The following is a 17,681-nucleotide window of genomic DNA, read 5'->3' as shown; positions in this document are numbered from 1 at the left end:
AGAAAAGGCCGATCAGTCGTACGTCCCGCCAGGCGGGAGCGCGGCCGGACTTTCTTCACCGGTTCCCGTCAGGCGGGAAGCGGCCCCGGGCCGGACGCGAATGTCATCGCTCTCCGGCAGCCCTCACACCACGGGCCCGAGCAACACCAACAAGCACCACTGAGCACCACTCGGCGCCATCCGGCACCACGGAACGAACACCCCAACAACGAGCCCCGCCTACACAGCCCCTGGCAACCGCCGGGGGCTTCGTCGTGCTGCCCCGAAGGAGTCCACCGTGCCCACCTTCGAGACCTGCCCCCGCTTCACCACCGACCTCCACCACCTCACCCCCGCCCAGCGCCACCGCTTCCGCCGCGTAGTGCTGGACGCCTTCGTGCCGGACCTGCGCACCGGCCGCCAGTTCCGCCCCGGCCTACGGATCAAAGGCGTGCGCCGCGCCCCTGGTGTCTACGAGCTGACCTGGGCGCCGGACGGGCGCGCGACGTGGACGTACGGCGGGGAGAAGGCCGCCGGACTCCCCCACATCGTGTGGCACCGGATCGGGACCCACAGCATCCTGGACCGGCCCCTGGCCGACGGCCACCTCGCGAGCACGGGTCGCCGACTGGTTCGCTGATCGTCCCGATGACCACCGTGACCGGTCCGAGCCGGTAAAGAGCAACGTGTGTCCAACTCGCGGCCGCGCGAGGTAGTGCGCGCCAGGAGTGTCGGCGAGCCGCTCCGCCTGTTCCTCGGTGTAGCCGGGGCTGTCCTGCTTGGCGGGACGGTGGCTGCTGTGGAGCTGTTTCTCCACCTCCCACCCGGGCATCGGCTCGGCCGACCACGGCAAGGTGCGGGCGTACTCCTCACACTCCGCACGAGTCTGGAGAAGAGCGGGCTGAGCGTCGCGAAGGTCCTGGGGGAAGTCGTACTGGGCCACCGCTAGATAGTACTAATGTTCGAATATCGGATGCGAGTGACCGCACCTCTGCCATCCCGGCCCTGGGCGACGGACGGCTGCCCTGGATGCATTCATCCAGCAGCTGGCGCCGCGCCTTCCCCGAAGGGCGGCACAGCGACTGCGGTGACGTCCAGGCGCAGCCGGACGAAGCGGAGCGGGTGGCGCCAGGTTCCGCGGTCGATGGCGGTGTCCGCGCTGATCTCCGCTACCTGGTCGGGTACGAGCCCCAACAGGGCGCAACGACAAGGCTCCGCCCCCCTTGAGTATTGAGGAGCGGAGCGTGTGTTCGTGAGCCTACGTGTCCATGGTCATGAGGTTGGAGACCCGTTGCAGGATCGCAGCCAAGGTAGAGCAGTCCTCAGGTCGAAGCTGCCCCTTCATGTCTGCTGCTACTTGTTCCACGCCTTGGCTTCGCTGGAAGTAGCGCTGAATGAAGAAGCTTCGCTGCCGGTCGTCCAGTCGGGCGAAGGCTAGGTCCATGAGGCTGGCTCCGTTGTCCCACGGCACCGCAAGGGACGACGTCTCTCCAGCTGCAGGTTGAGGCTCATCGGTTCCGGGACGTGGCTCGGGCACAGGGCTGCGTGTCAGCGGTCCTTGGTTCTGGCTGGAGGACGTAGGTGCGGTCAGGGTCTCGACTGGCTCGGGTGCCCCTTGGTTCAAAACCGGGTTTTGAACCAAGGCAGTGGCCGCGCCTGACTTCGGCCCCCGAGGCTTTCGTTCCTTCGGCTGAGAGGCTCTATGCAGTTCCTCTGCGACCTTGGCCTTCTGCTGTTCTGGATCCTTGATCTTGGCGATCTGCTCGGCTGTCTTCACCTTGATCTGCTTGGTGTCGACCACGTCTCTGAGCTCCGGGGCCAGGTTGAGCAGCGCCAGGCGGTTGGAGACGTACATCTGTGACTTGCCGATGCGTTCGGCGACCTTCTCCTGAGACCCGTGTCGATCCACCATCCGCTGTAGGAACTCCGCTTCCTTGTAGGGCGGAATGTTCTTGCGGTGGATGTTCTCGATGATGACGGCTTCGTCGACCTTGTCGTCGCCTTCATCGCCAAGGCGGTCTCGGACCCGGATCTCAAGTTTGGTCCAGCCGAGCTGGCGGGCGGCGTGAAGACGTCGGTTACCGAGGACGATGACCCAGTCGGCGTCCTTCACTGCGTCGGCATGCTCCGGTTTGGCTCGCTGAAACGCCTCGCTCGACATCGCGACTGCTGGCTGCAGTTGGCCAACGGATTTCATGGAGCTCTTCAGCTCGCGAAAATCAGCGTCGTCGTCGCTGTAGTCGAGTTCGGTGCGCGGGTTGTCCGGGCTCCCTACGACTGTGTGCATGTACACGGTCGTAGGCGGGCTGACGGGCTGGGCCGGCTCTTCGGCTGCGACCGCACCTTTCTTCCCGGTCTTTCCGGGTCCGTCGAGCAAATCGGTCCAGGGCTTCTTCGCGGCCATCAGCGGCGTTCCTTCTTCCCAGCACCGAGCTCTAGGGCGAGCTGGTAGAAGTCCTCGCGGGCCTCCATCGCGACCCGGTTCTTCTTGTACTGGGTGACGACGGTGCCTTCAAGCGCTGCTCGGGTGTGGACCTTGTAGTGCCGGACGACAGTGTTCGCCAGGTTCCAGCCCTGGGAGCGGACGAAGTCCTTGGTTTGGACGAGGTCGGCGTCGCCGTCGCGGGGGTCCCAATTGTTGATGACGACGATGTAGGGGAGTCCGAGAGGCTTGACCACTTCTTCGATGGTGTCGCGTGTCGGCATGAAGCCCAGCGGTTCGGTCTCAAGAGGGACGACGACATCGTCGGTGTTGGCCAGCAAGGCACGCATCGCATCGGCTGCGGCGCTCATGCCGAAGGGGTCGCCGGCTTCTTCCTTCTCATCCTCGGGCAGGTCCATCCATCCGGGAGTGTCGACGAACGCGTGCTTGACCTTCCGGGACTTCTTGAGGTGGGAGAACAGCTCCAGGTCTTCCCTGGATTTGATCTGCTCGAAAGAGAAGGGAAGGTCCTGGCCGACCCGCTGTGACCACCAGGTGGTGGAGCCCTGGGGGTCGGCAGATACTGCGGCAACGTAGTGCGGGTCACCTTCCGGAGACTCGCCCAGAACGTGGGCAGTGACGGCTGCCGTGTTGACAGTGAGAGTCGATTTCCCGACTCCGCCCTTGCGGTTGATAAGCGCGGTGATCCGTGCCATGGGTGGTACTCCTGATGCTCCGTATGCTTCCCGGCCCGGTTTGGGTCGGTACTAGCGGACCTGGACAGGATGCCATGCAGGGACTCGCACCGTGGTGCGTCGGCGTGTCGGTTCAAAACCTGGTTTTGAACCGAGCGGTCAACCGCGCTGTCGATGTATGAACTGGGGCATTGTTCAAAACCGGGTTTTGAACGGGCCGATGCCCAGCCGCCGGGTTGAGGTCAGCAGCCTCTGTCCACTCCTGATGTAGAGGGAGGGACTGGGGGGGGTGAGTACTGATCCGTGTGCGGCATCCCGCGCGGCCAACTGCCACGCGCTCGGGTTCTTCGCAGCACAGCGTGGAGTTGATCTGAGCCGTCCCTGCACAGATAGGGAGCCTTGTGCGTCTCGGGTGGGACGGGCAGGCCCTTCCGGTCGAAGGCGGTGGCGGCATGAACACGCAGATCGTCGTCTCCGCGCCGCTCTTGTCGTTGGCGCGGCATCACCGTGGCGCACGTTCCTGACCGCGAGCTCGCCCCGTCCCGCGCCACACTCCGGCTCCTGGACGACGGCAAGGAATCAGTCGCAGCGGGGCTTCAGCGGCTCGTATGGTGCATCAACGCCACTTCCATGGCGCCAAAAACCGCTGTGCGCCTCTCTGGTGGCCCACTGTGAAGCTCGATAGCGTCTCCCACCAGCTGCATCGAGATCAGCCGCCTGAGGCGCCATTCTGTGCGTCGCTTTTCTGGGAACTCAAGCCTTTTGCCGGATTGATGTGCTGGCGACCACTGGATCGCGAGCACAAGGACTTCAGCTCCGAATGCGCCACACATCTCGGCTGCGAGTGAGCACATCCCCCGTAGCTGCGTCCGCAGCCCGCTGGCGCAGGCCCAGGTCGCGGTGCCGAGGATGGCGTGGGAGCCGACGTTGTGACCCCACGAAGGGGCGATGAGGACGACCGCACAGGGGTGGTCAGCGGGTTACCGGGGAGATGCCGTCGAGACCTTCCCTGGCCTGCAGGGGCGCCCGAAAACACAAACGGCCCGTGCCCACCAACGTCCAGGTGGGCACGGGCCTTTCCTGTCAGTCGTACATGTCAGCCAGTTCGCGTCCCACGTTCACCGTCCTCGACAGCGGCGGCCAGGAGCGCGACGACGTCCGCCTCGTACGGATCGGCGTAGCGCTCGTGGCCATGGAAGTCGAACGGCGCGCCGTGCGCGGTGATGGTGAATCCGGGGATGGCGGTGGCTGCCCTGCCCTCCAGTTCGGTGTTGAGGCGGTCGGCGTCCCGGTCGGCGAGCCAGGTCTGTGTGTAGGGGCCGAGGCGGAGCAAGGTGTGGCCGGTGCCGTCGCCGCGGCGGGCTTCGACGTGGACTCCGTAGTGCGCGGGTTTCATGCCGACGCTGTCGGGGAGGTCGAGGCCGGCCGCGGCGTGGGTGAGCGGCGTGTAGGCGGGGTTCCAGACTCCGAGGATCGTGGCTGTCTCGCAGCGGAGCCAGCCCTTGTTGGTGTAGCCGAGTTGGTGGCCGTGGAGGCAGGCCGTGGCGTGTGGGGTGTCGGGGTGTTGCAGGGCGATGGCGATGAGGTCGGGGCCGTGGTCGTCGCCGGGGCGGGGGCGGGCGCGCTCGACGAACGGGCCGACGCGCACGGCGATGTCCTGGGCGCATCCGGGTGCCCAGGGCTGCGGGGTGCGCAGGGCGGCGAGCATGGAGCGGAATGCGTCGACGACGGCCTGGTCCTCGGAGGCGAGGGCAGGGTCGGGGGTGTTGCCGCAGCGGCGGCGGGAGAGTCGCAGCTTCATCGGGTGGGCTCCTGGTCGTGGTTGGGGTGGGTCCAGGGGAGGGTGAGGCCGTCGTCGGCGGTGCGGGGGAGTAGATGTCCGTGGAGGTGCTGCACGGTCTGGGTGGCGTCCGGGCCGCCGGAGGTGAGGTAGTTCCACTGGCCTCCGAGTTCCGCTGCGAGTTCGGCGGCGCGGTGTTGGGTGGTGGCGGAGACGACCGGGTCGACGGTGAAGTCGGCGACGTGGCCGCGGGGGATGAGCAGGAGGTGGCCGGTGGTGCAGCCGCCGCTGCGGGGCACGATCGAGATCGTGTCGTGCCATTCGCGGACGATCTCTGCGGGAGCTCCGTCGTGGATGATCTGGCAGAACGGGCAGTCGGGGCGGGGGTGTTTGCGGGGGACCGGTGGCCGGTTGATGTGGTGGTGGGTGACGTGGACGGTGGTGCCGGTCTCCTGCATCTGGTGGGCGATGGCGTCGGCGATGGCGGGTGCGCGGTGGCGTCCGTACCAGCAGTTCACCAGGAGCTGGACGGGGCGGCCGTTCGCGGCGGTGCGGAGTGCGGTGAGTTCGTGGACGGCGTCGGTGATGATGCGGGCGGCGCCTGGGGTGTTGAGGACGTAGTCGCGTACGCCCGCGTCCCGTCCGGTCTGGCGGGCGACGATGTCGGCGAGGGCCGGGTCGTCCGGCGGGTTGAGCAGTTCGTTCGTGAGGTTGATGCCGAGGACTGCGGCGCGGTAGCGGGGCGGCGGGGTGTCCTGCCAGCGGGCGCCGAAGGAGTCGATGAACAGGTCGGGAGTCATGTGGGCCTCCTGGATCGAGGGGAGGTGGAAACGCCGTGCGCCGCCCCGTCCGGGAAGGGCGGGGCGGAGCATGGTGGCGTCGGTATTCAGTGGTGGTGGTGACCAGGAAGAAGCCGGTGGTCCATCCTGGCGCGGGCGGCGGTGGTGCTCTGGGCGCGCTGCACTGCAGCGCGTCTCAGTGGGCTAGTTCGCGGTTCCGCTGCCGCTGGTGCGGGTGGCGAGGTAGGTGGTCACGACTGCGGCGAGCACGCCGATAGACCTGTGGAGCGACTGGTCGAGCTCCATCAGCGCTGACCCGGGACCGCTCAGCTCAGCGGTGAGAGCGCCCTCGGTGTCCATACGGACAGCGGTGCAGTGGTCGACGTACCCGCGCTTACCGGCTTTGCCCGCGAGCCAGAGCAGCGGTTTGCGACGGTCGATCACCGCGTGGGTGACCGCGTTGATCGCCGCGCCTGCCAGCAGTGCCCGGCCCGGAATGCGGTAGCCGAGGACACGGGTCGCTGCCACTGTGCCTGCGAGCTGCCCGGCCGAATAGGAGGCGACGTGGCGGGCCACGCTGCGGCGTCCCAGCTGGCTTGCGGTCAGGGTCGGCATTCCGGTGCGGTCGTCGGTTTCCTGCCCGACGGGTGTCCCGTCCCGGTAGACCGGGTGGTCGCCGTACAGGCCCTTGCAGCTGGAGTCCTTGGAACTCTGGGCCCACTGGTCCAGCGACGGATGCAGGCCTTCGAAGAGGGCGACGAGCGTGCCCAGCAGGGCGAGACGCTCGACAACGGTGAGCGGCGTCATGGGGGTTCTCCTGAATCAGCAGTGGGGGAGTGGAGGTATGAACGGCTGGGTGGGTCAGCGGCCGGTACGGCGCTGGGCGTCGGCTCGGATGGACTGCCGGTCGGGGTGCGCGTCGACCGCCGTCTGCAGCGCGTGCCGCCAGCGCTCGGCATACCGCTGACGCGCCTGCAGGGCACGGAGCTCTTCGAGGGTGCGGCGGTGGCGGGCGGTGAGGGAGTCGCACAGGCATTCCGCGTCGGGGTCCTGGGCGCGGGCCATGCATCCGGGGGCGAGGCAGAGTGTCCCGTCGGGGTCCGTGTACCAGAGGCAGCGCGACGGCAGGGTGTCCGGTGTCGTCCGGAGGGGGTTGTCGCGGGTGCCGGGTGTGGTCATCGGCGGCCGCCGGTGGGGGCGTTGAGCTCGGATGCCAGGTACACCGTGCCGAAGCCTTCGTCGTGCAGCTGGTCGGCGGTGGGCAGCAGCTGGTGGTACTCGCGCACGATGTGCGGGGGCACGACCCGGTCGCGGCTCGCGTTCTGCGCCTCGACCGTGGGCAGCGGGGTGTCGAAGAGCACGGCAAGAGTGGGGCGTTGCCAGTAGCGGGCGCGGGCCAGCAGTCCGGCCCGCACGTGCCCGAACACGTTCGTGGAGTCGACCACGACGGTTCGGGCCCTCGCGAGGCGGGCGTCCAGGAGCAGGTTCTGGATCTGGGCGGCGACCGGTGTGGCGGACTGGTCGGCCTGCGAGTCGGTGGCGAGCTCGCGGTAGAGGTCCAGGCAGATACGCCAGCTGGCCGGATACCGGGCGGCGAAGGTGGATTTGCCGCAGCCCGGGGGCCCGATCAGGGTGCAGAGAGTGCCGGGGTGCAGGGTCAGGTCGGACATGGGGTCCTCTCAAGTCGGTGGGGGAGGCCCGGCGGCCTGTCCGGTCCTCGGTCACCGGCGGGGGTGGCCGAGGACCGGGCAGGGCGTCAGATCAGGTGCTCAGCGGCTGGTGCGCCGGTATCCGTGGGCGGGCGGTCAGTCCAGGGGGATGGCCCGGCAGGTGCTGGCGTGGCCGTTGGCGTTCCGACGGATACGGAACAGGTAGTCCTGCTCCGGCCTGCTGGAGGAGTCCCCGCAGCCGCGGCAGGCCCAGCGGTTGTCGGAGGAGTGCTCACCGAGGCCGGTGACGTCCACGTAGCTGCCGCCGATGGTGAGGAACCGGATCAGGAGGCCCTGGGGCCGGGCGGGCTCGGTGAAGGCGGAGGTGGAGCGGAGAGTGGTGCTCATGACTGGTGTCCTCTCGGGTCAGGCGGCCGGCGGGTGCTGGGCCGGGGGAGCGATGTAGCTGTTCGGGTCGGCGGGGGTGCCGTCGTGGCACTCCAGGCAGGACCCGAGCTTTTTCAGGGGAAGGCAGTAGCTGTAGCGCCGGCGGCAGGTGAGGACGGGGCAGGTCTGACGTGCGGCCATGGCCCGGTCCAGGGCCCATTCCTGGGCGAGCGTCGGAGTCCGCTTCGGTCGGGCGTGGTCCAGGCTGTAGAGCCAGGCCCGGGTGGGGTGGATGCACGACCGGTCGGGCCGGTAGGAGCAGTACCCGCAGCGCAGGACCGCGACGGGTCCGTGCCCGCCGGGGCTCAAGTCCCGCTCGCGCAGCTGCCTGCGCGTGACCAGTTCCTCCGGGCAGGCGGACCGGTCGTGTTCCGAAACCAGCGGGTTCGCAGATTCTGAAGGTCGACTGGAAGTGAACCCGCTGGAATGGCGGGCGTTGGAAGGGCTGGGCACTCAGGTTCTGCGCTGCTTGAATGCTCTAGTGATCGAACTGGTGGTTGTCCTGGCAGCGGCAGGACTGACGGCGTGGTTGCTCCGCCGCAGAGTGAAGCAGCGGGCAGAGAGTGCCGCTCAGGGAAATGTGATCAAGATTCCCTGCCTGCTCCGCCATCCTTCGCTTGAAGGGCGGTGGCTGCGGGGGCGACTGTTGGTAGGCCCCTCTGGAATGGGCTGGGAGCCACGGACCAAAGCCGGTGCGGCAGTGTCCCTCCCGGAGGGGCTGCGGCAGGTCAGCTTGCGGTCACCGTCATGGCGTGAGTCGATGAAGATCAACGGTAGGTCCAGAATCGTCGAGTGCAGCTCTCCCGAAGGCGCTCTTCTTGTTGCTGTGATGCCGAATGAGTTGGATCACGTGCTCACTGCCTTGAACAGCGGCTGAGCAGGGCAGGAAGTGCCCCTTCACGCCTGGGTGGGGTCGATGGTGAAGCGCTCGGGGTAAGCCGTGCGGACGTAGTGGATCGCTGTGTGCGAGGTGATCCCGAACAGGCGCATCAGCCGGACCGGGTCGGCGGTTTCTCGGGCTTCGTCGAGAAACCGGTCCTGTCGGAGCTGAGTGAAGTTGATGCCGATGCGGTCGCGGAGCGATGAGAAATTGGCGATGCCGACGGCCGGACGATCGATGTGCAGTGCGGTGAGAGGGCTGACGATCAGGTAGGGATTGGTGCTCAGGGGCCACCGGTGGTGACGTTCAGCCAGCCATTCCTTGACGAGTCGCAGAGCGAACTCGTCAAGGCAGATCACGTGATCGAGTCGGTTTGGCCTGCGGATTCGCAAGCGTCCCGTGGACCGGTCGAGGTCGTCGAGGAGGATCTCGGCGACTTGCTTGGGGCGGACCGCGTAGACAGCCATCAAAACCAGCGCGAGCCGGTCTTTCGCGCCGCCTGCCAGGTTGAGCAGACCTTTGAGGCGGTCCGCCGGGATCGGCCTGGGGACTCTGACCGGGGTAGTGAGATGTACGTTTCTGGCTGGGTCGCGGAAGACTCGGCGCTCGCGTCGCAGGGCCCGGAACAAGGAGCGTAGTGAGGTGAAGACCGAATAGTTGACGGCCGCTGTCTTCACTTCCTGCTCGGTCACTTCGCCCAGCGAGGCGAGATGCTCCCAGGTGCTGAGGACGGACACGACGTGAAGGACGTATCCGCGGATCGTGCCCCAGCGCATGGGCGGGGAGGGACGTTTGCCGTGGCCCCGGAGCACGGCTATCCAGGTGTGGAGATCAGCCTGGAACTGGGCCGGTGCCTGGTCCACCCATCGGCGAACCGAAGCCTCGTGAGTGCCGACGGCGTCCGAGTCGAACGCCAGCATGCCCTTGGTCTGCAGGAATCCGGCGACCCGGACAGTGTTGTAGTGCGGTGAGAGATCACCGACGCCCACGACATCACGCTCGGGGATCGCGGTTGCGGCGCCGAGCCAGGCCAGGAGAACCCGCAGAGTGCGAAGGCTCTTCTTGCGGGTGGCGCTCGACCATGCCTGGTCGCGGGCGAGCCGGTCGAGCTCGCTGACGACCTCCTGCGCCGGTTCGCTGAGCCTCAGCAGGCCCGGGTTCGCGATGGCCTTCCAGTTCCTCTCCGGTGCCGGAAAGATTTCGAGCTGGTTGGCGTCGATCAGGTGCCGGGGCCAGTAGCGAAGCTCTGCCCGGTGCTGTTGAGCCTGCCGGTCTCGCGCGTTGTTGAGTTCGCGGCCGGTCTTGTTGACGTAGAGGTCGATGTCGCCGCCGAACCACAGCTGGTCAGGGACCGGGGCGTCGGCCAGCGTCTGCTCCAGTTCGACGACGCGGCATCGACGGCAGCGTCCCAGGGAGAGCGGAAGCGTCCGGTGGCAGCGTCGGCAAGGGCCCCTCTGGCTGGAGCGTCGCCAGTTCTTGCAGGCGGAGCACAGTTTCGCGGCGGTTCCTGACCAGGACAGGCAGTGCCCGCAGCTGACCGCCGAGGGTTGGGGGTGAAGTGCGAGATGCCACTGGTTCGGACGGCGCCGAAGCAGACCCGCGCGACGGAAGATCTCCACCACGGGCCCGCGTAACTGCGGCAGTTGGGCAATGTCCTGTTCGCTCACCAGGACCTGGTCGGCCTCCCGGACGGCGAGTGCGAGACGGGCCATGTGGAGGGCGAGCCTTTCCCAGGCGTCGCTCAGGTTCCGCTCCGCCGCCATTTGCGCGATGACGGCGCCCAGGGCTGGTAGTTCCGGAAAGTCCCGGTCCCTGATCCGCTGGGCGTGCTCAACCCTCAGTGCCCGCGGCGGCGCCGGCCAGGATATCTGGCCGCGCACCTGTGCCGGGCAGATCCGTTGGTCGTCACAGACCAGCGGCGCCTGTGGCTCTAGAGCCAAGGGCCGCCAGTGGCCGTCCGGGATGGGCAACTCGGGGAACCGGAGAACCCGCTGACGCCAGTGCATCGAACCCTGTCCTCAGTTGGGCGGAAGGCCGCGCGGACCACGCCCCGTTCCCGGAATCGGCCGGACCGCAGAACCCCGGTCTGGCCGGGTGCCGGCCACCCTGCGTTCCTCCTGCTCCCGGGAGGCGAGGTGCGGCTCGGGCTCGGCCTGCATCAGGTCCGCGACGGTGCAGTCCAGAGCCGCACAGATCTTGTCCAGGTCCTCAAGCCGCACCGTCACGGGCTTTCCGCTCCACAACGCCGCGACCTTACTCAGCGACGGGGTGAAGCCCACCTCGGCCAGGACGGTCTGCAATTGGGTCGGGCGCCAGATGTCCCGTTGGGCAGCGACCATCCGCAGGTTCCATTTCACCCTCAAGCCTCCATACTCAAACGTCGGACCGCCCGGCGCGCGGACTGCAGACTCGCCAGTTCGGGATCAGCCTGGACGGTCGAAAGGTAGCCGACCGTCGTACTGGCCCAGATATGGCCGAGGACCTTCTGCACGTCCCAGAGCGCCATGCCGCTCTCGTAGAGGTGCGTCGCCCTCGCGTGCCGCAGCAGATGCGGGAACAAGCAGGTCACCGGGCCTGGAAGATAGAGACCGCCAGCAGTCTTGAGCGCTTTGCGGAACGCATCAGGACGCACCGGCATACCCACTGCAATGTTCAGGTCCACCACCGCCTGCGGCCGCCGCTCCGAAGGGAAGAGCGGTGCAGCCGGGTCCAGGGCGTCGTCGCTGAACAAACCGCGGACGTCCTCGATGTACCACCACAGCAGTTCGCGTCCCTCAGCGAAGAGGTATGCCTGCCGTTCGCGCTTGCCCGACCCGCCGGCCCCTTTGCCCTGAACCACGAACCGGCCCCACTGGCCAAGCTCCCAGTGGATGTCCCCGAGACGGACCGCGCAGAGCTCGCTCGCCCGGACACCGGAAATGTAGGCGATCTTCGCCATCACGTAGTCGCGTACGGCCACCGGATACTTGCGTGCTGACGGAAGCGACGCCCGCCACTTCGAGAAGCACTCGGCCAGGGCCCGCTGCGAAGGAGGAATCCGCAGCCCGAAGTCCCCGCGGTGCACCGGCCTGTTGAACGAGTCGACCGGTGACTCCACCCTGGCGCCGAAGCGGCGTGCGATCTCCCCTGCGTAACGCTGTTCCAGGAACGCGAAGTAGCTGTCAAGCTTGGTCAGCTTGCTCCGCACTGTCGAACGGGCCCGGCGTCCCGGCCCGGTGTAGAACCGGTCCACATGCCGCGGGGTGAGCCGCCAGGGCACCAAGTCGTAGAAGGAACACAGCTCCAGCACCGGCCTGACCAGGTTCTCCAAGGTGCTGGGCGCAAGACCAGCGACGTCGCGGGCCCACAGGTACTCCGACACGGTTTCCAGATAGAAGCCCTGCTCATCGACATCACTCTGTGCGGCAGCCCGCCGCTGGAGTATCTGAACATCGGCCAGACCACGGTCCTCGGCCTCGCCTGAACCCTGTGCGTCGCCGTCCCCCACCTGCCCAGTCAGCAGTGTCAGACGGCGGCGACTTCCCGAATCCTGCATGGCATCGCAAGTTACCGGCCGCGCTCGCAGAATCTGCCAGTTACTGCGAACACCTCACACGCACAGATCAAGGCTGATAGGAGGGCTCCTACCTCACCACTTGCCCTCTTCTCGGCAGCCGCGTCGCGAAGGAACCCGCGTGGACTCCAGTTGGCAGGGTCGCGGTGGTGCGCGGTACCCGTCTCACTTCGCGGCGGCGCCTGTTCCGGGGGCGGGCCATCGCTGTTCCTCCATACCTCGGTGACGGTTGAGGGTTACTCGCTGCGGCCGTTGATGCGGACGCGGGACGTCGTCTTCTCGGTCGCCCTGGCGGCGGCGGAAGCGGTGCCGGTGATGCGGGACTTGGGCATGGTGGTCCTCCGGGTGCGGGACGGCAGTGGGCGCTGCGGATGGATACAGAAACTCGAAGAGGCTGTTCAATCCTGGTTTCTGTTATACAGAAAACAGTGCAGCGGCCTTACTTGTCAAGGCCGCTGCACAGGTGGAGACTGGTTCCTGTTAAACAGAAACGGAGAAGACAATGGGACGTCCGGCTACCGGACAGACGCCGGTCATGGCTTTCCGCCCGCCGCCTGCACTGCGGCAGGAACTCGAAGCGATCGCGAAGGCGGAGGGCCGCTCGTCGTCGGCCGTGCTCATCGAGGCGATGCACGACTGGGTAGCGAAGAAACGCCGCGAGCAACGCAGATCGGCCGACAGCGCCGGTGACACCACGAAGTGAGAGCCGGGAGCGGGGCCTCGCCACTGGTGCGAGCTCTCGTCAGGCGAACAGCAACACCCGTGCCCCGCGACCGGGTGGCCGGCGGGGCACGGGTGTGAGGTCGGGCCGGTCGGCTTGTCCGGTCCTCGCCCATTCCTGTGACGGGGGCGAGGGCCAGGCAAAGCGGCCGGATTAGCTGTGAGGGCTCACAAATACGCTGGCCCCACAGGCTGGATCAGAACACGGTCACCTCGGGAAACTTCTTGCCAGTCCTGGCGTCGAACGCGGTGCCGGTGGCCGGGGAGAGGCGGATCTCGCGGGAGGGTGACCGAGAGTTCTGCTTGTAGTGCTTCCCTCCGACCGCTACCCGGACTGTGATATCGGCGCGGGGGTCATCGACCGGCAGCACCAGTTCGGGTGAGCGCATGGGTTCGGTGTCTTTAGAGCGAACACTGCTGACGGTTTCGTCCCCGACGTCCATGCGAAGAAACTGCGCGTGCTGGTCCCATCGCGCCCGCAGGCTGAGAACAGTGCGCTTCTTGGCCGCGTCCCACCTGCCAACGAGGTTGACGTGGATTCCGTCGATGACCAGCGCCACTGGCACCTTTCCCTGGTACCGGGCGGCCTTCTCTTCTCGCTCCTGGCGCTCCTGGCGCTCTTGGCTCTGTTGGTGCTGCTGGCGTTCCTGGCGCTGCTTCTCTTCGCCTCCGGGGGTGGCCCAGACGAAGGCAATGGCCAGGGACAATCCGACGATGGCAGCAGCGGCGGGCCAGAGCCGCCGGAGCGATGCGGCGGTCGGGTCCTCGGGGCCCTCAGGATCCTGGTCAGGGCTCAGCTTGGCCTGCTGCTGAGGCTCGTAGTTCACCGTCGTCTCGGGATGATGGTTGCCCATGCGGGCGACGGTAGCGCGCAGCCGCACTGCCTGATCGGGGTTCCCGCACAGTTCAGCCACGAGGGCCCGGGTCGAGATCCAGGCGACGGCTTCGGTGCTGTTGATGCCGTGGGCGGCGATGTCCGCGCGTTCGCCGAGCGCGGCAAGGTCTGCGGCCTCCGCGCACCGCCCTTCCCTCGCAGCCTGGAGAGCGTCGTGGTGCCTTATGTCGACGACATTGGGTGGCATGTCCCACGCCCATTCGCCACCGCCGTCGACCTGGTCCTCGTCATCGCTGCCGGTGCCGGTGTCGGGCTCAGCCGGTACCGGCGAGGTCTCCTCGATGTCGGCCTCGGCCTCGGCTCCCGTGGTGATGTCGGGCTCCGCGTCGTCCGCGGGGGCCTGCTCAACTGCGGGGGCCTGAGCCTGTTGTGCGGTGCGGCGGCGTGAGGATGTGTCGGTCAGTGCGGCTTCGTCGTCGGTGAGGGTGGTCTGGATGATGTCGACGTAGTCGGGTCCGACCCGCCAGACGGCCTGTCCGGGTCCGAGGGTGGGGATCATGTCGATGGCCCACTGCGGCAGGCCCAGCAGTGCACCGGTGAGCGCGGCTTCCTCGGGGCCCAGGCGCCCGACGTGCGCGATCTCGCACAGTTTTGCCAGGTCCTGCGCCTTCCCGGTACCGAGGTCGGACAGGGTGTGCATGATCGCTTTCAGGGACAGTCCCGCCCTACGGGAGTTCTTCAGCAGGCGCTGGATGAGTTCGCCGGTGGCGGGGGACAGCAGGATCTGCCACGCCTCCTCAATGACCAGGTGCCGGTGCACGGCGGTCGACTGAGGCAGCCACACCTGCTCCGCCCAGCACGACACTGCCGCCATCAGCGACGGGATCGCCGGGGAGTTTCGGTCCAGGCCGGAGAAATCGAAGCTCAGGATCGGCAGATCCGTCGGCGGAAGGCTCGCGCCCTCCCCGTCGAACAGCCCGCGGAGGGACCCTTCGGTGTAGCGGGACAGGGCGATCGCTGCGCCCACGCCCCAGTCCGCGAGTGTGGCCGCCGGCCACCGGCCGTCCTCCGGGCAGGCCAGCGCGTCCACGAGCCCGTTCAGCGAGGCCGACTTCGGGTGGTTGAGGGCGTGCTGGAGTGCGTGGGTGGCCTGCGGGGTGAGGGCTCCGGGCTCGACCGCGAGGATCAGCGAGCGGACCAGCTGCTCGCGGACCTGGGGCGGGAAGAGGGGGCTGAGGGGGTTGAGGGTGAAGTCGCCCGCCTTGATGACCCGGCCTCCGAGGGACCGTGCCAGCGCTGCCCACTCACCGTCGGCGCCCTCTCCGAAGGAGTCGACGACGACGGCCTGGTGGTCGCGGTGGAGGATCTCGCGGTGGATGCACGTCTTCGCCGTCGTGGACTTGCCCGAGCCCAGGCCGCCCAGCGCAAGGCTGTTCGTGGACGGCAGGACACTGTCGTCCACGAGAACGGGGGAGAGGTGGAAGGGCCGCCCGTCGAGGAGGGACCGGCCGATCGGGATACCGGGGAAGCGGGTGCTGGAAGCGACGAGCGGGGCGGTGACCGCGGCGTGGTTGGAGGGCAGACGGATCATCAGAGGATCGCTCCTTTCCGTGTGGAGGCGCCGTGCGGGGTGGTCATGACGTGGGCGCGGTGCTGCTGGCCGGTGAGCCAGTCGAGGTGGATGCGGTGCCGGTCGGCGACCAGCGATGTCTGCCAGCGGGCATCCGTCACCTCGTCGGGGCTGTCGCCCCAGACCGTGAGGTAGGCGTCGACATCGACGAGGGCCGCGCCCTGGACAAGCGCGCCGTGCGTGGTGCCACTGGCCAGGCCGTGCGCGTCGGCCTTGACCTGGTCGGTCGTGAATACCTCGCTGGCCGCTTTCTGCCATTTCGCGGAGCGGCGGGACTGGTCGGGTGGCAGCGGCCGGTACAGCACGGCGAGCGACCGGTCCTGCTCCTGGCCCAGGAGCAGCCGCGGCATGAGGTCGCCGCCGGTCTCCTCGGGCCATCCGGTGATCCGGGCGGTCGCCGCGTGCCGCCCGTCCTCCAGCTCCACCCACCCCGGGCCGCGCCCGGCCACCGTGGGAACCGGCTCGGGGTCCAATGCGTCCAGGGCGCCCAGGGCGGCGAACTCTGCCGCGAGGGTGTCGAGGATGCGGGCCGGCTGGCCGGTCAGCGCTTTGGGGACGTGGACGGAGATGGTCTGTGTGTGGTCGGTGGTGTCGCCGACGGTCGCGTGGTGGGTGATGTGGACCTGCACTCCGGCGGTCCGGGCCTGCCCGCCGGCGAAGGCCAGCGCGCGTGAGATCGCGTCGTGGAAACCGGCTCGGCGGTGGGGGTCCTGCATGGTGCCGTGGTCCGGGTAGAGCGTCCATGTCGCGGTCGCCCCGGCCTGGGCGGTCATGGCGTCGGGTGCGGTGCGCTCGCGCACACGCCGGTATCCGACCGCGGCCCAGCGGGCGACCGAGCGGGGACCGGGAGTGACGTTGAGTGCGGCCGCGGCCGCGCCGACCGTACCGAGCGCCCAGAAGGGCGGCGGGGAGATCAGCGCCGACATCAGCACGGCGCCCCCGACGCCCGCGTTCGCACGCGTCAGCAGGGTCTCGACGGGGCTGAGTCCGCGCTGCAGGGCGGGGATCCGGTAGCCGGGCGTCAGGGAATACAACAGGTCCTCCTGAGATGAAAGGGCCGCGGCGCCCGCCCCCTGACCGTGGTGGTCAAGGGGCGGGCGCCGCGGCCTGCTGGTGGTTCTACGGTGTGGGCGGGTTCTGCCGCTGGGCGGCGGCTCGTGCCTGGCGCCGTGCCTGGCTGATCTGGGCCGTGCGGTCGGCGCGGTCGGTCTCCTCCCGCCGCGCCGACGCGACCGCCGACGCGGTCGTCAGTCGTCCCGGCCGGGACGACTGCTTGTTGATGCCGTACGCGGCGAGCAGCACTCCACCGTCCTGCCGCGCGGCGCGGCCGGGCGTGGGGAGTGTGCGGGGACCGCGGGGTGCGGACTCCTGCTCGTAGAACTGCGGGACACCCGCCCGCACAACACCCATCGCCACGGCGTTGGGCGTACGGCGCTCCACCATGGACCGTGCCGCCCTCGCGACCCTGGGCCCGAAATAGGGGATCCCGTGGAAGATCATGCGGAGCATGAGGGCGTCGGCCGCCAGCAGGAGAACGGTGTGGAGCACGAGGGATCCGCCGGCGAGCGGGATGAGCGGGCTGATCAGCAGCAGGGCGAGCGGGGCGAAGATCAGCCCCAGCAGCCGAGCAGCCCAGGCCCTGACCGCTGTGGTGTCGCCCCCGCGTGCCAGCGAGGCCAGCACCAGGGGCGCGATGCACACGAACACGAGAATGCCGGGCGTGCGCACCGTGTACACCAGCGCCGCGAAGCCCAGGCAGACGACGAGCGCCGAAATGATCAGCAGCTGCCCCAGAGGGTTCCCGGCGTCGCCCCCCTTCTCCAAGGACTCGTTGATGGCGCCGAACAGCGTGGACTCGTTGCTGTTGAAAGCGGCTGTGAACGCCTTGCTCGCGGCCGCGTTGAGGAGCAGGACGGCTCCCGGGACCGCCGCCATACCGGCGACGGCCACGAGGGTCCACCCGGTGGTGGCGCCGAGCTGCTTGAGGCGGGGTGTGCCCTGCCATGCGGTCAGGGCGCACACCACCACCACGCACACGAAGATCGCTACAGCCAGATGCTGACCGAACCCGTGGAACTGCACATACATCTCATGTGTCTTCTCCGCGGGTGCTGATGTTCTGCTCGGTGCGACGAGTCCGCTGATGGTGTCGGCGAGTCTTTTGGCGAGGTCCTTGACCGTCTCGGATGCCGAGTCGACGACGCCTTCACCGCCGCTCCCCTCTCTGGAGAACGGGGTCTTGCCGTCGTCGGTCTCGCAGTACTCCCGCGCCAGGCCCTTGATGTCGGCGCACGGGTTGCTGTCCGGCATCG

17 protein-coding genes are annotated in these 17,681 nt (G+C 68.1%); 2 read left to right on the top strand and 15 right to left on the bottom strand.

Annotated features, from left to right (window positions below; all coding sequences use genetic code 11):
- Positions 1-277 precede the first annotated feature (277 nt).
- Entirely contained in the window at positions 278-619 is a 342-nt protein-coding gene (locus tag OG251_RS36065) for a hypothetical protein (protein WP_326681049.1), read from the top strand.
- Between the two features lie 618 nt (positions 620-1,237).
- Here OG251_RS36065 and OG251_RS36060 read toward each other — a convergent pair.
- From OG251_RS36060 to OG251_RS36005, 12 genes are all read right to left on the bottom strand, one after another.
- Positions 1,238-2,383 (bottom strand): ParB/RepB/Spo0J family partition protein, encoded by a 1,146-nt coding sequence (locus OG251_RS36060; RefSeq protein ID WP_326681048.1) that lies wholly within the window; start codon positions 2,381-2,383, stop codon positions 1,238-1,240.
- A complete protein-coding gene (locus OG251_RS36055) occupies positions 2,383-3,117 on the bottom strand; it encodes a ParA family protein (protein WP_326681047.1) in 735 nt (244 codons plus the stop codon). Before OG251_RS36055 ends, OG251_RS36060 begins: the two co-directional genes overlap by 1 nt.
- A gap of 1,075 nt (positions 3,118-4,192) precedes the next feature.
- The gene (locus OG251_RS36050; RefSeq protein ID WP_326681046.1) at positions 4,193-4,897 is read right to left on the bottom strand and encodes a hypothetical protein; all 705 of its coding nucleotides are present in this window, start codon (positions 4,895-4,897) and stop codon (positions 4,193-4,195) included.
- Entirely contained in the window at positions 4,894-5,676 is a 783-nt protein-coding gene (locus OG251_RS36045; RefSeq protein WP_326681045.1) for a RapZ C-terminal domain-containing protein, read from the bottom strand. The genes OG251_RS36050 and OG251_RS36045 overlap by 4 nt, the downstream gene beginning before the upstream one ends.
- Before the next feature lie 183 nt (positions 5,677-5,859).
- Positions 5,860-6,462, bottom strand: coding sequence for a hypothetical protein (locus OG251_RS36040; RefSeq protein WP_326681044.1), 603 nt, complete (start codon positions 6,460-6,462; stop codon positions 5,860-5,862).
- 54 nt (positions 6,463-6,516) lie between these two features.
- The gene (locus tag OG251_RS36035) at positions 6,517-6,834 is read right to left on the bottom strand and encodes a hypothetical protein (RefSeq protein WP_326681043.1); all 318 of its coding nucleotides are present in this window, start codon (positions 6,832-6,834) and stop codon (positions 6,517-6,519) included.
- Positions 6,831-7,325, bottom strand: coding sequence for an AAA family ATPase (locus OG251_RS36030; RefSeq protein WP_326681042.1), 495 nt, complete (start codon positions 7,323-7,325; stop codon positions 6,831-6,833). Before OG251_RS36030 ends, OG251_RS36035 begins: the two co-directional genes overlap by 4 nt.
- A gap of 135 nt (positions 7,326-7,460) precedes the next feature.
- On the bottom strand, positions 7,461-7,712 hold the full coding sequence (locus tag OG251_RS36025; RefSeq protein ID WP_326681041.1) for a hypothetical protein: 252 nt from the start codon (positions 7,710-7,712) through the stop codon (positions 7,461-7,463).
- 18 nt (positions 7,713-7,730) lie between these two features.
- A complete protein-coding gene (locus tag OG251_RS36020) occupies positions 7,731-8,204 on the bottom strand; it encodes an RRQRL motif-containing zinc-binding protein (RefSeq protein WP_326681040.1) in 474 nt (157 codons plus the stop codon).
- Positions 8,205-8,648: 444 nt separating this feature from the next.
- Positions 8,649-10,601: a hypothetical protein gene (locus tag OG251_RS36015; RefSeq protein ID WP_326678624.1), complete on the bottom strand. Its 1,953-nt coding sequence runs from the start codon at positions 10,599-10,601 to the stop codon at positions 8,649-8,651.
- 48 nt (positions 10,602-10,649) lie between these two features.
- Positions 10,650-10,988: a helix-turn-helix domain-containing protein gene (locus tag OG251_RS36010; protein ID WP_326678623.1), complete on the bottom strand. Its 339-nt coding sequence runs from the start codon at positions 10,986-10,988 to the stop codon at positions 10,650-10,652.
- Between the two features lie 2 nt (positions 10,989-10,990).
- The gene (locus OG251_RS36005; protein WP_326678622.1) at positions 10,991-12,166 is read right to left on the bottom strand and encodes a tyrosine-type recombinase/integrase; all 1,176 of its coding nucleotides are present in this window, start codon (positions 12,164-12,166) and stop codon (positions 10,991-10,993) included.
- Positions 12,167-12,719: 553 nt separating this feature from the next.
- Between OG251_RS36005 and OG251_RS36000 the strand changes: the two genes are divergently transcribed.
- Positions 12,720-12,887, top strand: coding sequence for a hypothetical protein (locus OG251_RS36000; RefSeq protein ID WP_326681039.1), 168 nt, complete (start codon positions 12,720-12,722; stop codon positions 12,885-12,887).
- Positions 12,888-13,101: 214 nt separating this feature from the next.
- Here OG251_RS36000 and OG251_RS35995 read toward each other — a convergent pair whose 3' ends face one another.
- The 3 genes from OG251_RS35995 to OG251_RS35985 all read right to left on the bottom strand — a co-directional run bounded on the left by OG251_RS35995 (position 13,102) and on the right by OG251_RS35985 (position 17,679).
- Entirely contained in the window at positions 13,102-15,330 is a 2,229-nt protein-coding gene (locus OG251_RS35995; RefSeq protein ID WP_326681038.1) for a hypothetical protein, read from the bottom strand.
- Entirely contained in the window at positions 15,330-16,403 is a 1,074-nt protein-coding gene (locus tag OG251_RS35990; protein ID WP_326681037.1) for a hypothetical protein, read from the bottom strand. The genes OG251_RS35995 and OG251_RS35990 overlap by 1 nt, the downstream gene beginning before the upstream one ends.
- 85 nt (positions 16,404-16,488) lie before the next feature.
- A complete protein-coding gene (locus tag OG251_RS35985) occupies positions 16,489-17,679 on the bottom strand; it encodes a hypothetical protein (protein ID WP_326681036.1) in 1,191 nt (396 codons plus the stop codon).
- Positions 17,680-17,681: the final 2 nt, after the last annotated feature.

This window comes from Streptomyces sp. NBC_01237 (genome assembly GCF_035917275.1).
In the GTDB taxonomy this organism is placed as follows: domain Bacteria; phylum Actinomycetota; class Actinomycetes; order Streptomycetales; family Streptomycetaceae; genus Streptomyces.
This window is presented reverse-complemented; position numbering and strand designations above follow the sequence as displayed.

What these genes read in the sequence shown, in the direction of transcription:
- OG251_RS36060 (WP_326681048.1), bottom strand. Translation starts at nt 2,383, where the DNA reads ATGGCCGCGAAGAAGCCCTGGACCGATTTGCTCGACGGACCCGGAAAG.
- OG251_RS36055 (WP_326681047.1), bottom strand. Translation starts at nt 3,117, where the DNA reads ATGGCACGGATCACCGCGCTTATCAACCGCAAGGGCGGAGTCGGGAAA.
- OG251_RS36050 (WP_326681046.1), bottom strand. Translation starts at nt 4,897, where the DNA reads ATGAAGCTGCGACTCTCCCGCCGCCGCTGCGGCAACACCCCCGACCCT.
- OG251_RS36045 (WP_326681045.1), bottom strand. Translation starts at nt 5,676, where the DNA reads ATGACTCCCGACCTGTTCATCGACTCCTTCGGCGCCCGCTGGCAGGAC.
- OG251_RS36040 (WP_326681044.1), bottom strand. Translation starts at nt 6,462, where the DNA reads ATGACGCCGCTCACCGTTGTCGAGCGTCTCGCCCTGCTGGGCACGCTC.
- OG251_RS36035 (WP_326681043.1), bottom strand. Translation starts at nt 6,834, where the DNA reads ATGACCACACCCGGCACCCGCGACAACCCCCTCCGGACGACACCGGAC.
- OG251_RS36030 (WP_326681042.1), bottom strand. Translation starts at nt 7,325, where the DNA reads ATGTCCGACCTGACCCTGCACCCCGGCACTCTCTGCACCCTGATCGGG.
- OG251_RS36025 (WP_326681041.1), bottom strand. Translation starts at nt 7,712, where the DNA reads ATGAGCACCACTCTCCGCTCCACCTCCGCCTTCACCGAGCCCGCCCGG.
- OG251_RS36005 (WP_326678622.1), bottom strand. Translation starts at nt 12,166, where the DNA reads ATGCAGGATTCGGGAAGTCGCCGCCGTCTGACACTGCTGACTGGGCAG.
- OG251_RS36000 (WP_326681039.1), top strand. Translation starts at nt 12,720, where the DNA reads ATGGCTTTCCGCCCGCCGCCTGCACTGCGGCAGGAACTCGAAGCGATC.
- OG251_RS35995 (WP_326681038.1), bottom strand. Translation starts at nt 15,330, where the DNA reads ATGATCCGTCTGCCCTCCAACCACGCCGCGGTCACCGCCCCGCTCGTC.
- OG251_RS35985 (WP_326681036.1), bottom strand. Translation starts at nt 17,679, where the DNA reads ATGCCGGACAGCAACCCGTGCGCCGACATCAAGGGCCTGGCGCGGGAG.